The 19327-nt window shown below is 70.7% G+C and carries 22 protein-coding genes; 13 read left to right on the forward strand and 9 right to left on the reverse strand.

Annotated elements, in window-relative coordinates:
• Positions 1-389: 389 nt before the first annotated feature.
• Positions 390-1481 (reverse strand): ROK family transcriptional regulator, encoded by a 1092-nt coding sequence (locus AMK29_RS04750; protein ID WP_241845101.1) that lies wholly within the window; start codon positions 1479-1481, stop codon positions 390-392.
• 55 nt (positions 1482-1536) lie between these two features.
• Here AMK29_RS04750 and AMK29_RS04755 point away from each other — a divergent pair, with 55 nt between their 5' ends.
• A complete protein-coding gene (locus AMK29_RS04755) occupies positions 1537-2649 on the forward strand; it encodes a Gfo/Idh/MocA family protein (protein WP_073807801.1) in 1113 nt (370 codons plus the stop codon).
• Positions 2646-3182, forward strand: coding sequence for a heme-degrading domain-containing protein (locus AMK29_RS04760; RefSeq protein WP_241845102.1), 537 nt, complete (start codon positions 2646-2648; stop codon positions 3180-3182). Before AMK29_RS04755 ends, AMK29_RS04760 begins: the two co-directional genes overlap by 4 nt.
• Before the next feature lie 135 nt (positions 3183-3317).
• On the opposite strand, the gene AMK29_RS04765 is transcribed toward AMK29_RS04760, so the two are convergent.
• From AMK29_RS04765 to AMK29_RS04780, 4 genes are all read right to left on the reverse strand, one after another.
• On the reverse strand, positions 3318-4175 hold the full coding sequence (locus AMK29_RS04765) for a fumarylacetoacetate hydrolase family protein (protein ID WP_073807803.1): 858 nt from the start codon (positions 4173-4175) through the stop codon (positions 3318-3320).
• 137 nt (positions 4176-4312) lie between these two features.
• Positions 4313-5032, reverse strand: coding sequence for a YidC/Oxa1 family membrane protein insertase (locus AMK29_RS04770; protein WP_073807805.1), 720 nt, complete (start codon positions 5030-5032; stop codon positions 4313-4315).
• A gap of 98 nt (positions 5033-5130) precedes the next feature.
• A complete protein-coding gene (locus AMK29_RS04775; RefSeq protein ID WP_073807807.1) occupies positions 5131-5427 on the reverse strand; it encodes a DUF6412 domain-containing protein in 297 nt (98 codons plus the stop codon).
• Between the two features lie 118 nt (positions 5428-5545).
• Positions 5546-6088, reverse strand: a complete 543-nt coding sequence (locus AMK29_RS04780) for a winged helix-turn-helix transcriptional regulator (RefSeq protein ID WP_079196744.1) — start codon at positions 6086-6088, stop codon at positions 5546-5548.
• Between the two features lie 207 nt (positions 6089-6295).
• Here AMK29_RS04780 and AMK29_RS34950 point away from each other — a divergent pair, with 207 nt between their 5' ends.
• Complete coding sequence (locus AMK29_RS34950) at positions 6296-7882, forward strand: MFS transporter (RefSeq protein WP_241845135.1); 1587 nt, start codon at positions 6296-6298, stop codon at positions 7880-7882.
• Here the strand turns inward: AMK29_RS34950 and AMK29_RS04790 are convergent.
• Positions 7840-8646: a class E sortase gene (locus AMK29_RS04790; RefSeq protein WP_143202884.1), complete on the reverse strand. Its 807-nt coding sequence runs from the start codon at positions 8644-8646 to the stop codon at positions 7840-7842. The genes AMK29_RS34950 and AMK29_RS04790 overlap by 43 nt on opposite strands.
• A 63-nt stretch (positions 8647-8709) precedes the next feature.
• Here AMK29_RS04790 and AMK29_RS04795 point away from each other — a divergent pair, with 63 nt between their 5' ends.
• The 4 genes from AMK29_RS04795 (at position 8710) to AMK29_RS04810 (ending at position 12077) form a co-directional block, all read left to right on the forward strand.
• Positions 8710-9711, forward strand: a complete 1002-nt coding sequence (locus AMK29_RS04795) for an SEC-C domain-containing protein (RefSeq protein WP_073807812.1) — start codon at positions 8710-8712, stop codon at positions 9709-9711.
• Between the two features lie 115 nt (positions 9712-9826).
• Positions 9827-10786 carry a NaeI family type II restriction endonuclease gene (locus AMK29_RS04800; protein WP_073807814.1) on the forward strand — a complete coding sequence of 320 codons (960 nt, stop codon included), beginning with the start codon at positions 9827-9829 and terminating at the stop codon, positions 10784-10786.
• Positions 10787-10794: 8 nt separating this feature from the next.
• On the forward strand, positions 10795-11550 hold the full coding sequence (locus AMK29_RS04805; RefSeq protein ID WP_073807817.1) for an NgoMIV family type II restriction endonuclease: 756 nt from the start codon (positions 10795-10797) through the stop codon (positions 11548-11550).
• A 17-nt stretch (positions 11551-11567) separates the two neighbouring features.
• Positions 11568-12077: a very short patch repair endonuclease gene (locus AMK29_RS04810; protein ID WP_073807820.1), complete on the forward strand. Its 510-nt coding sequence runs from the start codon at positions 11568-11570 to the stop codon at positions 12075-12077.
• On the opposite strand, the gene AMK29_RS04815 is transcribed toward AMK29_RS04810, so the two are convergent.
• Positions 12065-13267, reverse strand: a complete 1203-nt coding sequence (locus tag AMK29_RS04815; RefSeq protein WP_073807823.1) for a DNA cytosine methyltransferase — start codon at positions 13265-13267, stop codon at positions 12065-12067. The two genes, AMK29_RS04810 and AMK29_RS04815, sit on opposite strands and share 13 nt — an antisense overlap.
• Positions 13268-13421: 154 nt before the next feature.
• On the opposite strand from AMK29_RS04815, the gene AMK29_RS04820 reads away from it, so the two are divergent.
• Positions 13422-14180 (forward strand): HNH endonuclease, encoded by a 759-nt coding sequence (locus AMK29_RS04820; protein ID WP_073807826.1) that lies wholly within the window; start codon positions 13422-13424, stop codon positions 14178-14180.
• On the opposite strand, the gene AMK29_RS04825 is transcribed toward AMK29_RS04820, so the two are convergent.
• Positions 14156-14788, reverse strand: coding sequence for an ATP-binding protein (locus AMK29_RS04825; RefSeq protein WP_073807829.1), 633 nt, complete (start codon positions 14786-14788; stop codon positions 14156-14158). The genes AMK29_RS04820 and AMK29_RS04825 overlap by 25 nt on opposite strands.
• A 216-nt stretch (positions 14789-15004) precedes the next feature.
• On the opposite strand from AMK29_RS04825, the gene AMK29_RS04830 reads away from it, so the two are divergent.
• The 5 genes from AMK29_RS04830 (at position 15005) to AMK29_RS04850 (ending at position 18024) form a co-directional block, all read left to right on the forward strand.
• On the forward strand, positions 15005-15850 hold the full coding sequence (locus AMK29_RS04830) for a helix-turn-helix domain-containing protein (RefSeq protein WP_107422516.1): 846 nt from the start codon (positions 15005-15007) through the stop codon (positions 15848-15850).
• Positions 15851-16078, forward strand: coding sequence for a DUF397 domain-containing protein (locus AMK29_RS04835; protein WP_073807835.1), 228 nt, complete (start codon positions 15851-15853; stop codon positions 16076-16078). It begins immediately after the preceding gene.
• A gap of 7 nt (positions 16079-16085) precedes the next feature.
• The gene (locus tag AMK29_RS04840) at positions 16086-16571 is read left to right on the forward strand and encodes a TrmO family methyltransferase domain-containing protein (protein WP_073808314.1); all 486 of its coding nucleotides are present in this window, start codon (positions 16086-16088) and stop codon (positions 16569-16571) included.
• A 209-nt stretch (positions 16572-16780) separates the two neighbouring features.
• On the forward strand, positions 16781-17683 hold the full coding sequence (locus AMK29_RS04845) for a hypothetical protein (protein WP_241845103.1): 903 nt from the start codon (positions 16781-16783) through the stop codon (positions 17681-17683).
• Between the two features lie 41 nt (positions 17684-17724).
• Entirely contained in the window at positions 17725-18024 is a 300-nt protein-coding gene (locus tag AMK29_RS04850; protein ID WP_073807838.1) for a hypothetical protein, read from the forward strand.
• Positions 18025-18052: 28 nt separating this feature from the next.
• On the opposite strand, the gene AMK29_RS04855 is transcribed toward AMK29_RS04850, so the two are convergent.
• Positions 18053-19321, reverse strand: a complete 1269-nt coding sequence (locus AMK29_RS04855; protein ID WP_073807841.1) for a DUF445 domain-containing protein — start codon at positions 19319-19321, stop codon at positions 18053-18055.
• Positions 19322-19327: the final 6 nt, after the last annotated feature.

Below are 19327 nucleotides of genomic sequence, written 5' to 3' on the forward strand. Positions count from 1 at the left end.
GACCGACGGCCGGGCGGAGGCCGAGGCCGGGGGTGCCACGGCTGCGTGAGCCCGGTGCGGCGGCGGTGCGGCCTCTGCGGGTGGGGGCGCGGCGGGGGCCGCCGCCGGGGCTCCCGGGGCTTCGGCCGCCGGGGGGCGGGGCGGGGACGCCTCCGCCGCCAGGACCGGAGGGGACAGGGTCAGCTGGGCCGTGGCGGTGGCGGCCATCGCGGCCGCCGTCGTCAGGGCGCGGGCGCTACGCGGCCGCAGAGGGGCGGATGCCATGGGACGGGGCCTTTGCTGCTCGCGGGCGTACGGGTCGGCCGCGACCCTGCCACGCCGGAACGGGCGGGCCGGGGCAGCGACACCGCCCGCGCCCCCGGACGGCCCGCCGGATCCGCCCGATCAGCCTATTTTCCGAAGATCGGAGCGAGGATGAGCCAGGCGGCCCCCTCGGCCACCGCATCCCCGCCCTCCGCTTCCTCCTCTGACTCCGCCCCCGCCTCCGTCTCGACGCTCACCGGGGTCGTCAGGCCAAGCCCCGCCAGGACCTCCCGCACCCCGTCCACGAACACCCCCGGCGCCGCGAGCACCACCCGCCCGCCCAGGAGGACCTGGTCGATGTCGAGGAGCCGTACGAGATTGGCGGCGCCGGCACCGAGGATGCGCGCCGCCTCGGCCCGTTCGCCCCGCTCGACCGCCGCCAGGCACAGGACCTCCAGGCAGCCGCGCCCGCCGCAACCGCACGGGGGCCCGTCGAGCTGCACGGTCTGGTGGCCGAGTTCGCCCGCTCCCGTCCTGTCCCCGCGCAGCGGCGCCCCGCCGAGGACCAGGCCGGCGCCCAGTCCCGTACCGAGGTGGACGTAGGCGAAGGAGCCGGGAGCGCCGGGCCGGAGGGCGAGGCCGAGGGCGGCGGCGTTGGTGTCCTTGTCGAGCACGACGGGCAGCCCGAGCCGCCGGGACAGCTCCTCGCGTACGGGATGACCGTCCCACTCGGGGAACCCCGTCACCCGGCCCGGCACCCCCGCGCGGTGGTCCAGCGGCCCGGGCATGGCGACCCCGACGCCGATCACGTCGGGGCCGTCCGCCGTCAGCGCCTCCACCTCCCCCGTCACCGCGTCCAGGACCGGCCCCGCCCCCGCCCCCAGGTCCAGGGGCCGGCGGCGCCGGGTCACGACCGTGCCCGCGAGGTCGGTGAGGACGGTGGTGAGCTCGTCGCGGTCGAGGTGGACGCCGACGGCGTACCCCGCGGAGGCGACGAGCCGCAGGACCGTCCGGGGCTTGCCGCCGGTCGACGCGCGGTGGCCGGCCTCCACCGCGAGGCCCTCGGCCCGGAGCCTGGCGGTGATCTTGCTGACGGCCTGCGGGGTCAGCCCGGTCCGCTCGGCCAGCTCGAGACGGCTGATCCCCGGCTCCCCCGCCGCGCGCAGCAGGTCGAGCACGAGGGCCGCGTTGTGGTGGCGCAGCACCGGTACGTTCACTCCACCCAGGTCCGTCTTCACCTGCCCATTGTCGCGGTCGCTTGCACTTTGGCAACACCGTTGCTTAAGTGGCCGTATGACTGGCACGGACTCGACTGGCACCGCCCCCCGCACCCCCCTCCGCGTCGGACTCGTCGGCTACGGCCTCGCGGGCTCCGTCTTCCACGCCCCGCTGATCGCCGCCTCCGAGGACCTGGTCCTCGCCGCCGTCACCACCGGCAACCCCGAGCGGGCCGCCGAGGCCCGCGCCGCCCATCCCGGCGTCCGGGTCGCCGCCACCCCCGAGGAGCTGTGGGAGGGAGGCGCCGGCGAGCTGGACCTGATCGTCGTCGCGTCCCCCAACAAGACGCACGTCGCGCTGGCCACCGCCGCCCTGCGGGCCGGCCTCCCGGTCGTCGTCGACAAGCCGCTGGCCGGGACCGCCGCCGAGGCCCGCGAGCTCGGCGCCCTCGCCGAGGAACGGGGCCTGCTGCTCTCGGTCTTCCAGAACCGCCGCTGGGACAACGACTTCCTCACCCTGCGCCATCTGCTCGCCGAGGACGCGCTCGGCGAGGTCCAGCGCTTCGAGTCCCGCTTCGAGCGGTGGCGCCCGCGTCCGAAGGGCGGCTGGCGCGAGTCCGGCGCGGCCGCGGAGATCGGCGGGCTGCTGTACGACCTCGGCAGCCACGTCGTCGACCAGGCCCTCGTCCTCTTCGGGCCTGTGGTCTCGGTGTACGCCGAGTCGGACGTCCGTAGGCCGGGCGCCGAGGCCGACGACGACACGTTCCTCGCGCTCACCCACGCGAACGGCGTCCGCTCCCATCTGTACGTGAGCGCCACCACCGCCCAGCTCGGCCCCCGCTTCCGGGTGCTCGGGCAGCGCGCGGGCTTCGTGAAGTACGGTCTCGACCCGCAGGAGGCGGCCCTGCGCGAGGGGCTGCGGCCCGTGCCGGGCGGCACGGTGTGGGGCACGGAGCCGGAGGCCCTGTGGGGCCGGCTCGGCTCCGGCGAGTCACCGCTGACCGGCGGCGGCACCCCGATCGAGTCGCTTCCGGGCGACTACCCGGCGTACTACGCGGCCGTGGCCGCCGCCCTGCGCGGCACGGGTGAGAACCCGGTCACGGCGTACGAGGCGGCCGACGCGCTCGACGTCCTGGAGGCGGCGAAGCGGTCCGCCCGCGAGGGCGTCACGGTGAGGATCGGCGCATGAGCGAGGACCGGCGTACGAACGAGGATCAGCGTCCGGACGAGGACCGGCGTACGAACGGGGACGAGGTCGAGGTCCTGGAGGCCCAGGAGGCCCGGTTGGTCCTCCCCCGGTTCACGTACGAGGACGCCTGGACGCTCGGCACCCTGCTCGTCGGCATGGCCCGCGAGCGCGAGGCGCCGGTGGCGATCGACATCCGGCGCGGTCCGCAGCAGCTGTTCCACTGCGCGCTGCCCGGCTCCAGCGCCGACAACGACGCCTGGATCGACCGCAAGCGACGGGTCGTCGAGCGGTACGGGTCGAGCTCGTTCCTGGTGGGTGCCCGGTTCCGCGCCAAGGGGACGACGTTCGAGGCCTCCTCGCGGCTCGACCCCGACCGGTACGCCGCCCATGGCGGGTCGTTCCCGGTGGCCGTCGAGGGCGTGGGCGTGATCGGCTCGGTCACGGTCTCGGGCCTGCCGCAGGCCGAGGACCACGCGCTGGTCGTCGAGGCGCTGGAACGACTGCTCGGCTCCCACACCGCCGCCTCGGGCTGAGGCCACGGGCGCGCCGCCGCCGGAGGAGACCGGCGGCGGTGGCGCCCCTGACGCTCACGCCCGAGCGTGACGACCAGGTCGCCCCTGACGTTACGCCCGAGCGGTACGACCAGGCGGTACGACCAGGCAGTCCGGCTAGGCGCTCTTCAGCTCCTGCCGCTGCCGGCCGAGACCGTCGACCTCCAGCTCGACGACGTCACCGGGCCGCAGGTACGGCTTGGGGTCCGGCTGTCCCATGGCGACGCCGGCCGGGGTGCCGGTGTTGATGACGTCGCCTGGGTAGAGGGTCATGAACCGGCTGACGTACCGGACGACCTCCGCGACCGGGAAGATCTGGTCGGAGGTGTGGCCGTCCTGCTTGAGCTCGCCGTTGACCCAGAGCCTGAGGCCGAGGGCCTGCGGGTCGGGCACCTCGTCGGCGGTGACCAGCCAGGGGCCGAGCGGGTTGAAGGTCTCGCAGTTCTTGCCCTTGTCCCAGGTGCCGCCGCGCTCGATCTGGAACTCGCGCTCGGAGACGTCGTGGGCGACGGCGTACCCGGCGACGTGCGCGAGGGCCTGCTCGTCGGTCTCCAGGTAGCGGGCGGTGCGCCCGATCACGATGGCGAGCTCCACCTCCCAGTCGGTCTTCACCGAGCCGCGCGGTACGAGGACGGTGTCGTCCGGGCCGACGACGGTGTCGGCGGCCTTGAGGAAGACGACGGGCTCGGCCGGGGCGGTCTGACCGGTCTCGGCGGCGTGGCCGTGGTAGTTGAGCCCGATGCACACGACCTTGCCGATCCGGGCGACGGGCGGGCCGACGCGCAGCCCGGTCGCGTCGAGCGCGGGCAGCACACCGGCACCGGCGGCGGCCCGGATCCGGTCGAGGGCGGAGGCGTCGGCGAGCAGACTGCCGTCGATGTCGTCGACGAGGGCGGACAGGTCGCGGAGCGTCCCGTCCTGGTCGAGCAGGGCGGGACGCTCGGCTCCGGGCGGGCCGACACGCAGCAGCTTCATGGACTTCTCCCTGTGGTCGAGGCGGGCCCGGGGAGGGCCCTGAGGTACCCCGGCCGATGGAGTGCGGCCATCGGAGGATTGGTCGATCCTCCAAGACAACGGGTCACTCTGCAAGACCCCGTTCACGCAGTGGACCCTTACGCACGAGTAGCAAGGGCCTGGGGGGCCGCTTCCTCGCGGAAGAGGAAGGCGCGCTCGGCGGCGGCCCAGGTGGTGCTGGTGACCACGTAGAGGGCGGCGGCGAGCGGGACGACGGCGACCGTGATCAGGGTGCCGAAGGAGAGCAGCGGCATGATCTTGGCGATGGTGCCGGCGCCGGGAGTGGGCTGTCCCAGGTCGAGGGGCTGGGCGGCGAGCTGCCGCTTCGTACGCCGGTAGGTGAAGGTGGCCACGGCGGCGACGAGCGCGAAGAGGACGAGGTAGACCGCCCCGGCCGCGCCGAGGACGCCGCCGTCGCCGAGGGCGTCGGCCCAGCGGTCGCCGAGCGGGGCGGCGAAGAGGGTGTGCCCGGCCATCCGGTCCCCGGCGAACAGGTGGTACATCAGCAGGAACGCGGGTGCCTGGAGCAGTGCGGGCAGGATGCCGGCGAAGGGCGAGACCTTCTCCCGCGCGTGCAGTTCGGTGATCGCCTTCGCGAGCCGCTCGGGGTTCTTGGCGTGCTTCTTGCGGAGCTCGGCGAGCTGCGGCGCGAGCCGGGTGCGGGCCTTCTGGCCGCGGGCCGAGGCCCGGGACAGCGGGTGGATCGCGAGCCGGACGAGCAGGGTGAAGAGGACGATGGCGGCGGCCGTGGCGGTGGTGGCGAAGAGCGGCTGGAGCAGGTCGGCGAGCCGCTCGACCAGGGAAGCGAAGACGGACATGGGGAGCCCTCCGTGGGGTCTCGTCGTGCCGGGGAGATGTCGGTTCTCGGCATGACGGATCCGCGTGAAGGCTTGTCCGGTGTGGTGTGCGGGGGCTCCTACGCGGCCGTCGGGAGGAGACGGCCGGGAGCGCGGGGTCTGCGCCGGCCTGCGGCGTCGGGATCGCGCTGGGGCAGGAAGGCGGTGCGCCGCTCCCGGTCACGGATGGCCGTGCGGACGGCGGTGGGCGGCACCGCCGGGGCCGTACGGGCTCCGAAGAGGGCGCAGACGACGGTGGTCGCCGCGAGGGCGACGGCGGCGGAGACGCCACCGCTGTCGGAGAGGAGCAGGTCGGCGAGGGCGAGCAGGAAGAACAGCGGGGCGACGAGCCGCAGGACCAGGGCCCTGACCGTCATGCCGCCACCTCCTCACCGCGTGCGCCGGGCGGCCTCACGGCCGCCCCTGTGTCTGTGGACATCTCGTCTTTCGACATCCCGTCCTTCGATGTCTCACCGGGAGGACGCGCGGCGGCCCTCAGGAGTTCCCGTCGCGCGAGGGAAGTCGGAGGGGTTCGAGGAGGCGGCGGGGTTCGAGCAGCGCGCGGCCGACCGGATCGCCGGGGTCCGGGTCGAGTCCGGCGCCGGGGCGCATCTCGACGTCGGCGGGCGGGACGGGGACGCGGCAGGCCGGGCAGGTGCCGTACGCGCCGATCTCGGTGCCGCAGTCGGCGTGGTGGAAGTGGCGTACCGGTGCGGCCGCCGGGTCCTCGGTCCGGCCCCAGGCACCGAGCGAGAGCAGGACGGGCCAGAGCGCGAGGCCGCGGGCGGTGAGCACGTACTCGTCGCGCGGGGGCGACTCCTGGTAGCGCCGCCGTTCGAGGACGTCCGCCTCGACGAGGGCCTGGAGGCGGGTGGCGAGGACGGCCCGGGGGGCGCCGAGGTGCGCGAGGAAGTCGTTGTAGCGGCGGACGCCGTAGAAGGCGTCGCGGACGAGCAGGAGGGTCCAGCGCTCACCGATGACTTCGAGGGCACGGGCGATGGTGCACTGCTGGTGGGCGTAGTCCTTGCCGAGAGCCATGGGAACCATCGTAACGGCCAAGGTTCATTTACTGAACCAACCTGCTACCGTGACCCCACCGTTTTTGAGTTCATTGACCGAACCGACAGGTGGAGGCTGCCCGCCGTGTCCTCGTCCACGTCCACCGCTCCTCCCTCGACCTCCGCCCTCTCCTCCCGTCCCGGGGCCGCCCTCGCCGTCACCGCCTCGGCCACGGCCGTGGCGCTGATGAACTACACGGCGCCGATGGTCACCCTCCCCGACATCGCCACCGCCTTCGCGACCCCGGCCTCCGCCCAGGCCTGGATCCTCAACGGCACCCCGCTCGGCCTCGCCGTCCTCCTCCTGGTGGCCGGCAGCCTCGCCGACGCGCACGGGCGCCGCCGCGTCTTCCTGCTCGGCACCCTCGCCCTCGGGGTCACCACCGCCCTCGGCGCCCTCGCGGGCTCCACACTCGTCTTCACCCTGGCCCGGGTCGCCCAGGGCGCGGCGAGCGCGGCGGTCCTCGCGGGCAGCCTGGGCCTGCTGGCCCACGCGTACCCGGCGGGCAGGGACCGGATCCGGGCCACCGGGATCTGGGGCGCCTCCGTCAGCGGCGGCATCGCCCTCGGCCCCCTGCTCGCGGGCGCCCTGAGCCTGACGGACTGGCGGCTCGCGTACGGGGTCCTCGGGGCGGCGGCACTGGTGACGGCGGCGGTGGGCGCGCGGACCCTGCCGGGTGAGACGGGGGCGCGGGGGCCGGAGGCGGGGGCGGTCGCCACGGCGCGGGGACCGGAATCAGGCGTCGGCGACCCCAGGCGGGAGACAGCGGCGCGGGGGCCGGAGGCGGGGGCCGGCACCCCGGCGCGAGGGCCGGAATCAGGCACCGGCGACCTGGCGCGGGGACCGGCACCGGAAGCCCGCGACAAGGCGCGGGAGGAAGCGGCGCGGGGACCGGCACCGGAAGCCCGCGACACGGCGCGAAAGGCAACGGCGCGGGAACCGGGCGCCGGCCGCACCCCGCCCCGGGCAGGGGGATCGAGGCCGCGGCCCGACATCGCGGGAGCGCTGTCCCTCGGTCTGGCACTGGCGGCGCTGCTCACGGCCCTGACCCTCGGCCGGGACGGCTGGCTGCGCCCCCAGGTGGGCCTCCCGCTGCTGGCGTCCGTCGCCCTGACGGCGCTCTTCGTGGCGGTGGAGCGCCGGAGCCGGGCGCCCATGGTGGATCTGGCGCTGCTGCGGCGGCCCGCGTTCCTGGCGTCGACGCTGGGGGCGCTGTTCACGGGCCTGGCGGTGATCGGCCTGTTCAGCGTGGTGCCCGCGCTGGTCCAGGGCGGGTCGGGGATGTCACCGCTGGGGGCGGCGTGGCTGTTCGTGCTCTGGTCGGGCACGTCGTTCGTGGTGGCCCTCCAGGCGCGCCGCCTGCCGGCCCGGCTCTCGGCCCCGTACCAACTGGCCCTGGGGTTCCTGCTCTCGGCGGCGGGGGTCCTCGCCCTGCTCGGCACGCTCCAGGGCCCGGCGGGCACCTGGCCGCGCCTGGTCCCGGGCCTGCTGGTGGCGGGCGCGGGCAGCGGCCTCCTGAACGCGGCGCTGCCCCGGCTCGCGGTCGACTCCGTACCCCCGGAGCGGGCGGCGATGGGCTCCGGCGCCAACAACACCGCGCGCTACATCGGCTCCTCGGCGGGCGTGGCCCTGACGCTGGCCCTGGTGACGGCGGGCCCCGACACGGCGGTCCTCGCCTCGGCGGGCCTGGCGCTGCTCGGCGCCGCGCTCACCCTCGTACTGGGGCGAGGTCACCGGCCCGGGACGAGCTTCGCCCAGACGACGAGCCGGTAGGCGCTGCTGAACTCGGGGGTGCAGGTGGTGAGGGTGAGGTAGGCGCCGGGAGCGTCGTACCCGTACGAGGGCTTGACGAGCGAGCGGGGCACGGGCCGGATGACCCCGACGTCCCGGGGAGCGGTACGGGAGAGGATCCGGTCGACGCGATAGGTGTACGTGGCGTCCCGGGTCCGCACGGAGATCTCGTCGCCCTCGGCAAGCCGGTCGAGGTACCGGAAGGGCTCGCCGTGGGTGTTCCGGTGCCCGGCGAGGGCGAAGTTCCCGGTCCGGCCGGGGGCGGCGGTGCCGGGGTAGTGCCCGACGTACCCCTTGTCGAGGACGGAACGCCTGGAGACACCGCGGGCGACGGGCGCGGTGAGGCCGATCCGGGGGATACGGAGGACGGCGAAGGCGGCGGAGGGGGCGGGGGCCGTCGGGCGGGGGGCGGTCCGGGTGGGAAGGGGACGGTCGACGCCGGAGGCGGGTTCCCCGGAAGGAACAGGGGCCGGGGGAACAGAGGTCGTCTCGGCCACAGGCACAGGAAGAGGCGCGGGAACGGAGGGAGAGATCCCCCACTCCCGTTCGAGCGCGTGGACCTGTTGACGGGCCTCGGCGCGGGCCTGCTGGTTGGTCCACCAGAACTGGTGGACGACGAGGAGCAGCAGGACGACGCCACAGGTGACGACGGTCTCGGCGCCCACCCAGAGCAGCCGGACGCCCGGACGGCGCCGCCTTCGCGACTGGACGACGACCGGTATCCGCTGCCCCACCCTGGCCCGCACGCGGGGCACGATAAGGGCTGGGGCGCCAACTCTCCAGGCATGTACAGCAGTACGGTGGAGCGCATGCGCCCCGACACGCCTGCCGCCCACACCGCCGAAGCCGAGCGCCTGCTGCGCACCGCCGCGCAGTACCCGGAGGACCGGGAGCCCCTGCTCCTCCAGGCCGCGGCCCACCTGGAACTGGCGGGCGACCGCCCCGCCGCGGCGGCCCTCTACGACTCCCTGCTGTCCCCCGAGCCGGCGAACCCGCACCTGATCAGGGCGCTGAAGGCGGCGAACCTGTGGGAGTACGGCCACGAGGCCGAGGCGCGGGCGATCATCGACGGGCTCAGGAGCGCACGGCCGTCGGAGGCGGCGCCGTGGGAGATCGCGGCGGAGACGCTGGAGGCCCACGACGAGCTGGAGGCGGCGGAGTCGACGCTGACGGAGGCGGCGACCCTGCTTGGCGCCGCGCCGGAGCTGCCGCACGCGACCCAGTCGCTGCTGATCACCCGGCACCGGGTCCGCAGGATGCTGGCGCTGCCGCACGACGACTGGGACGTACGGGCGGACCGCCTGCACACCGGTGTGGTCCCGCTGGACGAGCTGCACGACCCGAAGCGCCTGTGGTCCCTCGGCTCGGAGGACCCGGTGGAGCTCCAGGCGGAGATCGACCGGCTCCGCTCGGAACTGGGCACGTACCGCACGGCGCTCTCCCGCCCGTTCCCGGTGGCGGTCCTCCACTGGCCGGAACCGGAACTGGACGAGCTGCTGGCCGCGTACCCGGAGCTGGAAGCGGAGTACCCCACGTACCGGGCGCACCTGACGGACATCGAGGCCTCCCTCCGCGAACTCTCCCAGGCCGGCACCCCCAACCTGGGCATCGTCCGCGCCACGGTCCCCTCCTACGAAGCCTTCGCCGCCTCGGAGTCCACCCACCCGTCGAACGCGGACCTCCTCCCCCAGTACGCGACGACCCTGGCGGCCCGGGGCAGGGCGACGGGGTGGCCGCCGGCGCGCTCGTCTTCCTGCTGGTGCGGGTCGGGGCGGACGTATGGGGAGTGCCACGGCTCAGATCTTCCGTAGTCCGAGTGCGGTCCCGGGCAGAGCTGACATAGTGCGGTTCGCCGCCATGACACTCAGCAGCGCGCCCAGCCACTCTGCCGTTCGTCACACCGCGTTCACAGACAGGACTCGTCGCTTGCTACCCCTGGACGTTTCTGCCGCTCTCAATATCCAAACCCAGGCACTACTTCAGGAAGATCCTGAGCTCGGTGCCGTATGGATGCACTTGCGGGAGATTCCCCTTGCCGAGCAGCGCTTCGCCCGTACCCTCCGGGACACGATCGACCAGCTCCTCAACGGCGAAGACACAGGGCGCTACGACTGGCAGTCGCTCTACAAGACGGAGAAGACTCACGCCGGCACGCTGGTGGAGATCAAGCTCCAGCGCGAGTTCAAGTTCGATGACGGCATCCACATGGACTACCGGATAGCTGACATCGACGTGGACTGCAAGTACTCCCAGCAGTTCGGCGGTTGGATGATCCCTCCGGAAGCGCGGGGGCATCTCTGTCTTCTGGTGTGGGCAGACGACAAGAAGAGTCAGTGGAGCGCTGGCCTCTTCCGAGTCAAGGACGAATGGCTCAACCGCGGAAACAACCGCGACCTGAAGTTGACCGTCAAGGCTGAGCATCGCAACAAGATTGCCTGGCTGTGGCGGGATGCCGAACTGCCGGAGAATGTGCTGCTGCACATGTCTGACCTGGATCGCAATGCTGTCTTTGCTCACAAGTCAGGGCAGGCACGGCTCAACGAACTGTTTCGGCGCGTCCAGCACCGGCGCATCGGCCGGAACGTGGTCCGTACTGTCGCACAGCAGAAGGACTACATGAAGCGAGTCCGCGGGAACGGCGGCTCGCGCTCGGCGTTGCGCCACGAGGGCATCCTCATCATGGGGGACTACGAAAGCCATCGCAGCATCGCCTCGGCACTCGGGATACCCGTCCCCCAAGAGGGCGAGTTCGTGAGCTCACGTGTCGTCGAGGTGACGGCACCGACTGACCGCCACAGCGTCATGCTTGACGGTCGACTGTGGGCATGCGCCTCGCCCGAGGACCTTCCGGCACCTGGGCCGTCCCTTCCCTCTCACAGCAAGTAGGCCCACTGATGAGTGCACCCTTCGCCGCCCAACTGCTCAACTGGAAGCTGCCAAAGAACTCCAAGGTCCTTGTCCCCAACAGTGCCGATACAAGTAGCGAGACCTCGAAAGGTCTAGCCGCGGCCATACTTGAGGACCTGCAGATCCCTCGCACATTTCCCGCACCGAAGCAGGCAGACCCCGGTCCGGCCCTCGAAGTAGCCGTGCACCTCGATCTCGCAGAGACACTTATCCAGCTGAACGACGAACGCAAATGGCAAGTCGACCACAAAAAGGTTGTCAGCGCGTTCAGTCAGTACACGCATCTCGCCAAGATTTCTCGGCTGCTTACGAAATACCCCGAGCTGCGGACCGAGTTGGGACGCGACTACATCATCCGGCCGGATGTGACCGTCGGCATGGACGACTCGCCTCAGCTGGGAGCCACTCAGCCATTCCTTCACGCGGCGGTCTCTTGCAAGTGGACCATCCGATCTGACCGCGTCCAAAACATCCGGCATGAATTTCTGCAGATGATCCGCCACAGGCGCGGACGCCTCCCCCACCTCGTGGCAGTGACGGCAGAGCCCATGCCCAGCCGCATCGCGGCAATCGCTCGGGGAACTGGAGAGGTAGACGCGGTTTACCACATCGCCTTCGAATCCCTGGCGAAAGCAGTAGATGCGGTGGGAAACAGCCAGCAGAAGGATGACTGGCAGGAGTGTGTCGAGCAAGGCAGGGTTCTACCGTACGAGCAGCTAGCGGGAACTCTGGCAGGCTGGTAGCCGGAGGGTTTGAGTGCATGACCGAAGACATTCAGGGCACAGAATGGCTGCCGCCAGAAGGCTCGTGGGCCTCCTCCGAGGCGCGGCGCCGCAATATGCAGGCGATCCGCAGCCGTGACACCAAGCCGGAACAGCTGGTGCGCCGGCTGCTCCATGCTCAGGGGCTGCGCTACCGCGTGGCGGCCAAGCCTCTTCCTGAGCTGCGGAGGACCGCCGACATTGTCTTCCGACCCGCGAAGATCGCCGTCTTCATCGATGGCTGCTACTGGCACGGCTGCCCCGACCACTATGTGGCACCCAAAACCAACCCCGGTTACTGGTCAGACAAAGTTGCTCGGAACATGGCTCGCGACCGGGATACAGATCAGCGCTTGGAAGAAGCAGGCTGGACTGTCCTCAGGTTCTGGGAACACGAAGCCCCGGAGGGATGCGTTGTACGCATTGCAGCTGAGGTCGAAAAGCACCGTGCCCTTGCACGGGGCAAGGGCACGGTGAGTGACACAGGAGCTGGCGGTCAGGATTCCTGAGCGTCCCGCTCACGGGCGGCCTTCAGGACATCCATGATCGACCTTCCCACAGCCTCGGCCACCGGCGGCGGGAAGGCATTGCCCACCTGCCGGTACTGCGCAGTCTTGCCGCCGTCGAAGATCCAGTCCTTCGGGAAGCCCTGGATGATGGCCGCCTGTTCGACGGTCAGCATCGGCCCCTCGGGGCCGAAGAGGTCGCGATCCTCAGACCCCTTCTTCTCGCACATCTCGATGTCGTTGGCCACGCCAAGACCCGAGACACCTAGCTGCCTCCAGGCAGCCTTGGCCCGGCTCGGGCCCAGGTCAGCCCCGCCGTGCTTCTTCGAGCCGCCCACGAGGGTGGGTGCGATGCCGGCGCTGTTCTTGGCCAGCAGCTCCTCGTGGCGCTTTGTGGCCTTCATGTACCACCGCTCGTAGGCAGCCCTCGCCTCTCCGTCACGCGGTCCGTCGTAGTACGCCTCGTACCGCGCGCGCATCGTCTCATCAAGCGCTGCCACGACACTCACCGCATCCTCGTGCGTCGGCGCCGGCCACTCGTACTTCACGTCCCCCTTGACACTCTCGAGGACGTCCTCGCGAATGGCGACGAGAATCGCCCGCGGCCGAAGCTGCGGAACGCCGAAGTTGCTGGCCTCCAGAAGCCCCCAGTGACACACGACGTAGCCGAGTCCATCGTCGTGAACGGTGGAGCCGTCCTCCGCGCGATACGAGCCGCCTTGCAGCCTGGCCTCGATGAAGTCCCGGTAGTCGGTGAACTTCGGATCCAGGATCCCGCGCACGTTCTCGATCATGACCGCACGGGGCCTCAGGTCCGTGACGAGACGGAGCATCTCCGGAAAGAGATCGCGCTCGTCCGACCGGCCGAGCTGCTTTCCCGCATGAGAGAAGGGCGGGCACGGCACACCGCCGGCCAGAAGGTCCAGTTCCTCAGGCTCGATGAGCCTGCCGTCCCTCTTCACCTCCACCAACGGCTTGAAGTCCTTCACATCCCCGTGCTCGAGGTCACAGTGCTGCTTCTCCCAGGCCCAGTCCGCTCGCGTTTCGATATTCCGCCGCAACGTCGCCGCCGCGTGCTTGTCGATCTCCACGAGCGCAAGGTGCCTGAACCCGGCGGCATGCAGCCCAATGGCTTGCCCGCCGGCTCCAGCACAGATCTCGATTGAAGTGAACTCCGCCTCAGTGCTGGTCATGCACCCTCCTTGGACCGCGTACCTCGCTGGCGCTTCGTTCGCCAGTCATCACAGAGAGTGACAGGCCGCACTGACAGCGCCCACCCAGTGTGCGTCATCCCGAAGCCTCCTCAGCCACTCCACACCAACAGGGAACACTTGTACGATCAGCGGCATGGCGCAAATCTCGTGGGCTAGGGACGAACTGCTGCTTGCATGCGCGCTCGTCATGGAGAACGACTGGCGCGAGTTGCGACAGAACGACGTGCGCGTCCAGGAGCTCTCTGACCTCCTCCGATCCCTCCCCTTGCACGGGAACGCCGCTGTCGACTCCCGGTTCCGGTCGCGGAACAGCGTCAGCCGGAAAACCACCGACATAGCCACCGCCCACCCCGACCACGCGGGAGGCGCGACCAAGGGGGGACGCCCCACGCAGAACGTCGTCGCCGACTTCCTGGCAGACCCGAAGGGGATGCTGGCTGCCGCATACGCTCTGCGCGCAGGAATCGCCAGCGGCGAGCTGTACGACGCCCCCGTCCAGCCAGATGAGGTGGATGAGGACGGGGAGTCGAGCGCCCGCGAGGGACGTCTGCTCGTTCGCCTGGCCCTTCACCGTGAGCGCGACCGTGGACTCCGCAACCGGAAGATCCAGCAGGTCCGGAGGTTGAACGAGCCCATTCGGTGCGAGGCGTGCGCGTTCGACTTCGGCGCCACCTACGGACCGCTCGGCGCCGACTACATCGAGGTGCACCACATCACACCCCTTCACGTCGCCGGCCCCAGCGAGACCCGACTGGAAGACCTCGCGCTGCTGTGTGCGAACTGTCATCGCATGTGCCACAGGAACTACATGGGGGAAGCCTGGCGCACACCCGACGACCTCCGGGAGAAAATCCGCGCTGTCGCCCGTCACGCAGCTTCGCCGGCCTCGTAGAGCTGCTGCGCTCGGTAGAGCGCCTCGTCGGGATCACTGCCCTGCAGGGTGAGCCAGACGAGCAGGTCGGCGATCAGCGTGACAGCCGCCTCCTGGTTCACTCTGGAGCGCGAGACCTGACGCGGCACCCTCACTCCGAGAAGCTCTCGGTAGCTGCCGAGAAGCGTGTACGCGCGCTGAGCTCGGGCGTACACGGCGTCAGCGACCACCGTCACCTCACACCAGACAGTCTTACCCGTCCCCGTGAGCAACGTGCCCCAGTCGACTGACATCGACGCCACGAGATGCAACCCTCGGCCGCACTCCTGCCGGCAGTCGGCTACGCCGACCTGCTTCGGCATCACCGGGCTCTTGTCATGCAGCTCGACCCGCAGGCGACTTCCACGCGGTTCGAGTACCAGGGTCGCCGCAGCGCCTTCGCCGACGTGCTTCATGACGTTCGTCGCGAGCTCCGTCACCACCAGTTCGACCTCATCCGCCGCGCCCGGCACGCCCCACTGTCCCAGCGTCGAGCGGACAGCGCTGCGCAGCAGTCTGAATTCACCGGGCACCGCTTCGAACGGCAGGACACAGCGCAGCGCGCTGGCGTCATCTCCCCTGAATGCCATAGCGAGACTCCCCTCTCTGGCCACCCCGCAACGAACCCACCGCGCTCATGCGGCGACGCTGTGTGACCCCCACCGGAGTGAGTATGTCAGTGAGACTTCTCGCTGTGTAACTTCTCATGAGACTCGATCGGGTGAATCGAGCGATACCAACACCCCCGCCACATAGCCTGTTTGGGCTCGGAGATGGGCAATGAACAGCTACGAAGGGCAGCCGCCTTGCCATCAAGGACGACGACTCGCCGTCGCCAACTCGGATCGACCATGCGCAAACTGCGGGCGCGGTCCGGCATGACCTTGGAGGAAGCCGGACGCCGCGTCGGCGTCTCCAAGGCGACGGTGAGCCGTTACGAAACCCAGTCCGGCCCCGTGAAATGGCCCATCGTCGATGCCTTGTGCCGCGAGTACGGTGCGGGCGACGCAGAGCGGGCAGCAGTGGTTGCCTTGGCCAAGGATGCCAAGCAGCAGGGCTGGTGGAGCACCATCGCCGACTCGATCCCGGAGAGCATGAACTTGCTTCTCACCCTGGAAGACGAGGCTGTCCGCGAAGATCACTTCTGTTGCGTCTACATCCCCGGCCTGCTCCAGACACGGGACTACAGCACCGCCCTGCAACAGGCGAACGAGCTCCGCCTAGACCAACGGGAAATCGATCGGCTGGTCGACATCCGCATGAAGCGGCAGGAGATCCTGAGCCGGCCCAAGCCGCCCCACCTCTGGGCCATCCTGGACGAGTCCGTCCTGCGTAGGGTCGTCGGCTCTCCAGAGGTGATGCGGGCACAGCTCGACCGCTTGCTCGAAGCGAACGAAGCCACGCAGATCACACTGCAAGTACTGCCCTTCTCCAAGGGCGCGCATGCTGCGGCACTGGGAAGCTTCGTCATCCTCGGAGCTGCCGAGCCTGCCCTCGATGTCGTCTACGTCGATCTGCACACCGGCTCGCTGTTCATGGAGACAGCCGACGAACTGGATCGCTACAGACTTGCGTTCGAGTACCTGCGGGCACAAGCGTTGGACATGGAAGCTTCGTTCTCTCTGATCCATCGCATCCGCAAGGAGCTCTAGGTGTCCTCTCCGCAGCCTTCAGAACCGACTCGGGTTTGGTTCAAGTCGTCGTACAGCGGCGCCAATGCGACCGAGTGTGTGGAGTGTGCCCACACAAACACGGGCACGCTCGTGCGGGACTCCAAGCGTCCCGAGGGGCCAACGCTCGCCCTGAGATCCGCTGCTTGGCAGGAGTTTGTTCACGGGATCTCCGTCGACCAGCTCAAGCCTTTCCCTGCAGGGCGCTGAGATGTCCATGGCTGCGCAGATCATTGAGGTGCCGGTTATTGCCGATGTGGTCGGGGGGCACGTGGGGCGGCTCGACGACTTCAAGGGTGGTGTGGAGTCGATCATTCGGCTGCGGCCGGAGTTTCCCGTGGAGACCCTGCAGGGGATCGAGGAGTTCTCGCACCTCCAGGTGACGTGGTTCTTCAACCTCGGTTCCCCGGACGATGTCGCGCTGCACGCGCGCAGTCCTCGCGACAACCCCGCGTGGCCGGCGACCGGCACCTTCGTGCACCACAACCATCGGCGCCCGGCCCGGCTGGCTACCTCCTTCCCGCGACTCATCAAGGTCGACGGACGCGACCTGCACGTCACGGACCTCGACGCGGATGAAGGCACTCAGGTCGTCGATCTGGTCGCGGTGTTCCGCGAAATGCTCCCCCGGGGGCCCGTCACTCAGCCGACGTGGCCGGGCGAGATGCTCGAGGACTACTGGCGCGACGCCTCCGAGCGCTGAGGCCCGCGAGGACACCGCCGCCGTACGGGACGTGAACCGACCGGCACCGCACTGGACATGGCCGCGTAGGCCCCCGCCCCCGGCCGCCCCTCGTCACCCACACGGGCGATCTTCACCCCATGTGCCTATTTGGACGCACTTAGTGACGTACGGTCGCGCAAAACGGCCCCCGTCGATGGCGCCAACCATCGCGAGGGCCTGAACCACAGATGGAACAGGACTCCACCGTGATCTACCGGCACTTTAACGCGCCCTCCCGTGCCTACAGCCAGTTCTCGCACGAGATCATTCGGCACCCCCGGCTCAGCGCCAACGCCGTCCGGCTTCTGACCTGGCAGCTCTCCCTCCCCCAGGGCGCCCGCGAACCCCTCTCCCGAACTGCCGAACGTGCCCGGATCGGGTCATGCGCCTTCACCCGCGCCAAGCGACAGCTCATGGAGGAGGGGTTCGTGCACGAGCGCCGGGTCCAGGGCCCCGGGGGACACTGGATGACCCAACAGCTCGTCTCCAGCACCCCGTTGACCTCCGACGAGGCCATCAAGCTTCTCTCTCGGACACCCGCCCCCACCTGTACCAACCGCGTATCCCCGCAGGTCGCACCGAGTCCCCGGAAACCGGCCGCCGGTCAGCCGACCACCCCGCCGGCCGACCGTCATCCAAAGAAAGACCCGAAGGAAGACACCTCCAACCTTCCCGCCCGGACGGACACCGCCGAGAGCCCTCACCTCGACGACGCCCGCGCCCTCGTCGGCGCCCTCCCCCTGCTCTCTCCCGCCCTCCGGCACATCCCGCCCGCCATGCGCGAAGAACTCACCCGCCTCGCCGCCCGCTGGCTCGACGCCGGACACACCCCCACCGACGTCCACGAACACATCCTCCGTGGCCTGCCCGGTCCCGGGACCTCCGTCCACCGGCCCGGCGGCCTCGTCCGCTACCTGCTGCGTGACGTCGCACCCCTCAAGGCCGAGCCCTCGCCCCCGCCCACGCTCTCCGCGCGGCTCCAAGGCACCCGCGAGTGCTCCGGCGATCACATCCAGCCCATGCTCTTCCGGCCCCTCGCCGACGAGACCCTCTGCTCGGCCTGTGTCTCACGCGTTCCCGCGCCCTCGTAGGCTCGGGGGACGACGACCCGTTCGACAGGAAGGCCCCCGCCATGCCCCGCATCCCCTCCCCCGCCGTCGCCGCCGTCGGGCTCGTCGGTGGGTACGCCGTCGCCCGGTGGACCAAGAAGCGGCCCCTCGGTGGCGTCGTGCTCGCCGGGGCCGGGGCCGTCGCCGTGCGGGAGTGGCAGCAGGCGGGTGGGGCCAAGGTGGCCGCCGGGCTCGGTGCCGCCTACGTCGCCGCGTTCGCCGGTTCCCATCCCCTCGCCAAGAAGATCGGCGCCTGGCCCGCCGTGTTCTCCGTCGCCGGGACCGTCGCCGCCGCCTCCTGGGCCGTCACCCGCCAGAAGTAGCGAGAAGCCCCAACCCAGCCCCCGACCCTCAGCCGCCCACCCCGTGGCTCACCGTGTAGATCAACAGGCCCGCCAGTGCTCCCACCACCGTGCCGTTGATGCGGATGAACTGGAGGTCGCGGCCGATGTTCGCCTCGATCTTCTTCGAGGTCTGGGTGGCGTCCCAGCTTGCCACCGTGTCGGTGATCAGGGACGTGATCTCGTTGCGGTACGTCGTGACCACGTACGCCGCCGCGTCCTCCGCCCAGCCCTCGACCTTCTCCTGGAGTCGGGTGTCCGTCGACAGGCGGTTGCCCAGGGAGAGCAGGGAGGCGCGGGCGCGGAGGCGGAGCTGGCTGCGGTCGTCCTCCGCCGCCGCGATGATCAGCGCGCGGACCGAGGACCACGCCGAGGCGATGATGTCCTGGATCTCCGGGCGGGCGAGGAGCTCCGACTTGAGCCGCTCCACGCGCGCGCGGGTGTCCGTGTCGGCCTGTAGGTCCGCCGCGAAGTCGGCGAGGAAGCGGTCGATCGCCCCCCGCGCCGGGTGGCCCGGCATGTCCCGCATCTCGGTCACGAAGCGGAGGAGTTCCTTGTAGACGCGCTCGCCGATGCGCCGGTCCACGAAGCGGGGTGTCCAGCCGGGCGCCCCGCCCTGCACCGCGTCCATCACCGACTCCCCGTGCGTCACCAGCCAGTCGTGGGCCCGGGTGCACACCAGGTCGACGGCGCGGCGGTGGGCGCCGTCGGTGACGATCTTCTCCAGGGTCTTGCCGAGGCCCGGCCCGATCTCCACCGCCTCGGCCCGCCGGGTGATCGCCTCCCCGACGACCGCCTGGACGTCCGCGTCGCGCAGGACCGTCAGCGCGCCCCGGAGCGCCGTCGACGCCTCCGCCGTGACCCGGTCCGCGTGCGCGGGGTCCGAGAGCCAGGCGCCGAGGCGGCCGCCGATGCCGAAGGCGTGCAGCCTGCCCCGTACGACGTCCGCGGAGAGGAAGTTCTCGCCGACGAACAGGCCCAGCGAGGCCCCCAGCTGGTCCTTCTTCTTCGGGATGATCGCCGTGTGCGGGATCGGTACGCCCAGCGGGTGCCGGAAGAGGGCGGTGACCGCGAACCAGTCCGCGAGCGCGCCGACCATCCCGGCCTCGGCCGCCGCCGCGACATAGCCCGTCCAGGCGCCCCACCCCGCGTTCTCCGCCCAGGTGGCCAGGGCGTAGATCACGGCGACCGCCGCCAGCAGGGACGTCGCCAGCGTCTTCATGCGCCGGACGCCTCTGCTCTTCTCCTCGTCCGCCGCCGTGTACGAGAAACTCACCATCAGTCG

The sequence above is a fragment of the Streptomyces sp. CB02261 genome, assembly GCF_001905665.1.
Lineage (GTDB): Bacteria > Actinomycetota > Actinomycetes > Streptomycetales > Streptomycetaceae > Streptomyces.

Coding starts and splice junctions, on each gene's coding strand:
- AMK29_RS04755 (WP_073807801.1), top strand. CDS start 1,537: ATGACTGGCACGGACTCGACTGGCACCGCCCCCCGCACCCCCCTCCGC.
- AMK29_RS04760 (WP_241845102.1), top strand. CDS start 2,646: ATGAGCGAGGACCGGCGTACGAACGAGGATCAGCGTCCGGACGAGGAC.
- AMK29_RS04765 (WP_073807803.1), bottom strand. CDS start 4,175: ATGAAGCTGCTGCGTGTCGGCCCGCCCGGAGCCGAGCGTCCCGCCCTG.
- AMK29_RS04770 (WP_073807805.1), bottom strand. CDS start 5,032: ATGTCCGTCTTCGCTTCCCTGGTCGAGCGGCTCGCCGACCTGCTCCAG.
- AMK29_RS04775 (WP_073807807.1), bottom strand. CDS start 5,427: ATGACGGTCAGGGCCCTGGTCCTGCGGCTCGTCGCCCCGCTGTTCTTC.
- AMK29_RS04780 (WP_079196744.1), bottom strand. CDS start 6,088: ATGGCTCTCGGCAAGGACTACGCCCACCAGCAGTGCACCATCGCCCGT.
- AMK29_RS34950 (WP_241845135.1), top strand. CDS start 6,296: ATGAACTACACGGCGCCGATGGTCACCCTCCCCGACATCGCCACCGCC.
- AMK29_RS04795 (WP_073807812.1), top strand. CDS start 8,710: ATGCGCCCCGACACGCCTGCCGCCCACACCGCCGAAGCCGAGCGCCTG.
- AMK29_RS04805 (WP_073807817.1), top strand. CDS start 10,795: ATGAGTGCACCCTTCGCCGCCCAACTGCTCAACTGGAAGCTGCCAAAG.
- AMK29_RS04810 (WP_073807820.1), top strand. CDS start 11,568: ATGACCGAAGACATTCAGGGCACAGAATGGCTGCCGCCAGAAGGCTCG.
- AMK29_RS04815 (WP_073807823.1), bottom strand. CDS start 13,267: ATGACCAGCACTGAGGCGGAGTTCACTTCAATCGAGATCTGTGCTGGA.
- AMK29_RS04820 (WP_073807826.1), top strand. CDS start 13,422: ATGGCGCAAATCTCGTGGGCTAGGGACGAACTGCTGCTTGCATGCGCG.
- AMK29_RS04825 (WP_073807829.1), bottom strand. CDS start 14,788: ATGGCATTCAGGGGAGATGACGCCAGCGCGCTGCGCTGTGTCCTGCCG.
- AMK29_RS04840 (WP_073808314.1), top strand. CDS start 16,086: ATGGCTGCGCAGATCATTGAGGTGCCGGTTATTGCCGATGTGGTCGGG.
- AMK29_RS04845 (WP_241845103.1), top strand. CDS start 16,781: ATGGAACAGGACTCCACCGTGATCTACCGGCACTTTAACGCGCCCTCC.
- AMK29_RS04850 (WP_073807838.1), top strand. CDS start 17,725: ATGCCCCGCATCCCCTCCCCCGCCGTCGCCGCCGTCGGGCTCGTCGGT.
- AMK29_RS04855 (WP_073807841.1), bottom strand. CDS start 19,321: ATGGTGAGTTTCTCGTACACGGCGGCGGACGAGGAGAAGAGCAGAGGC.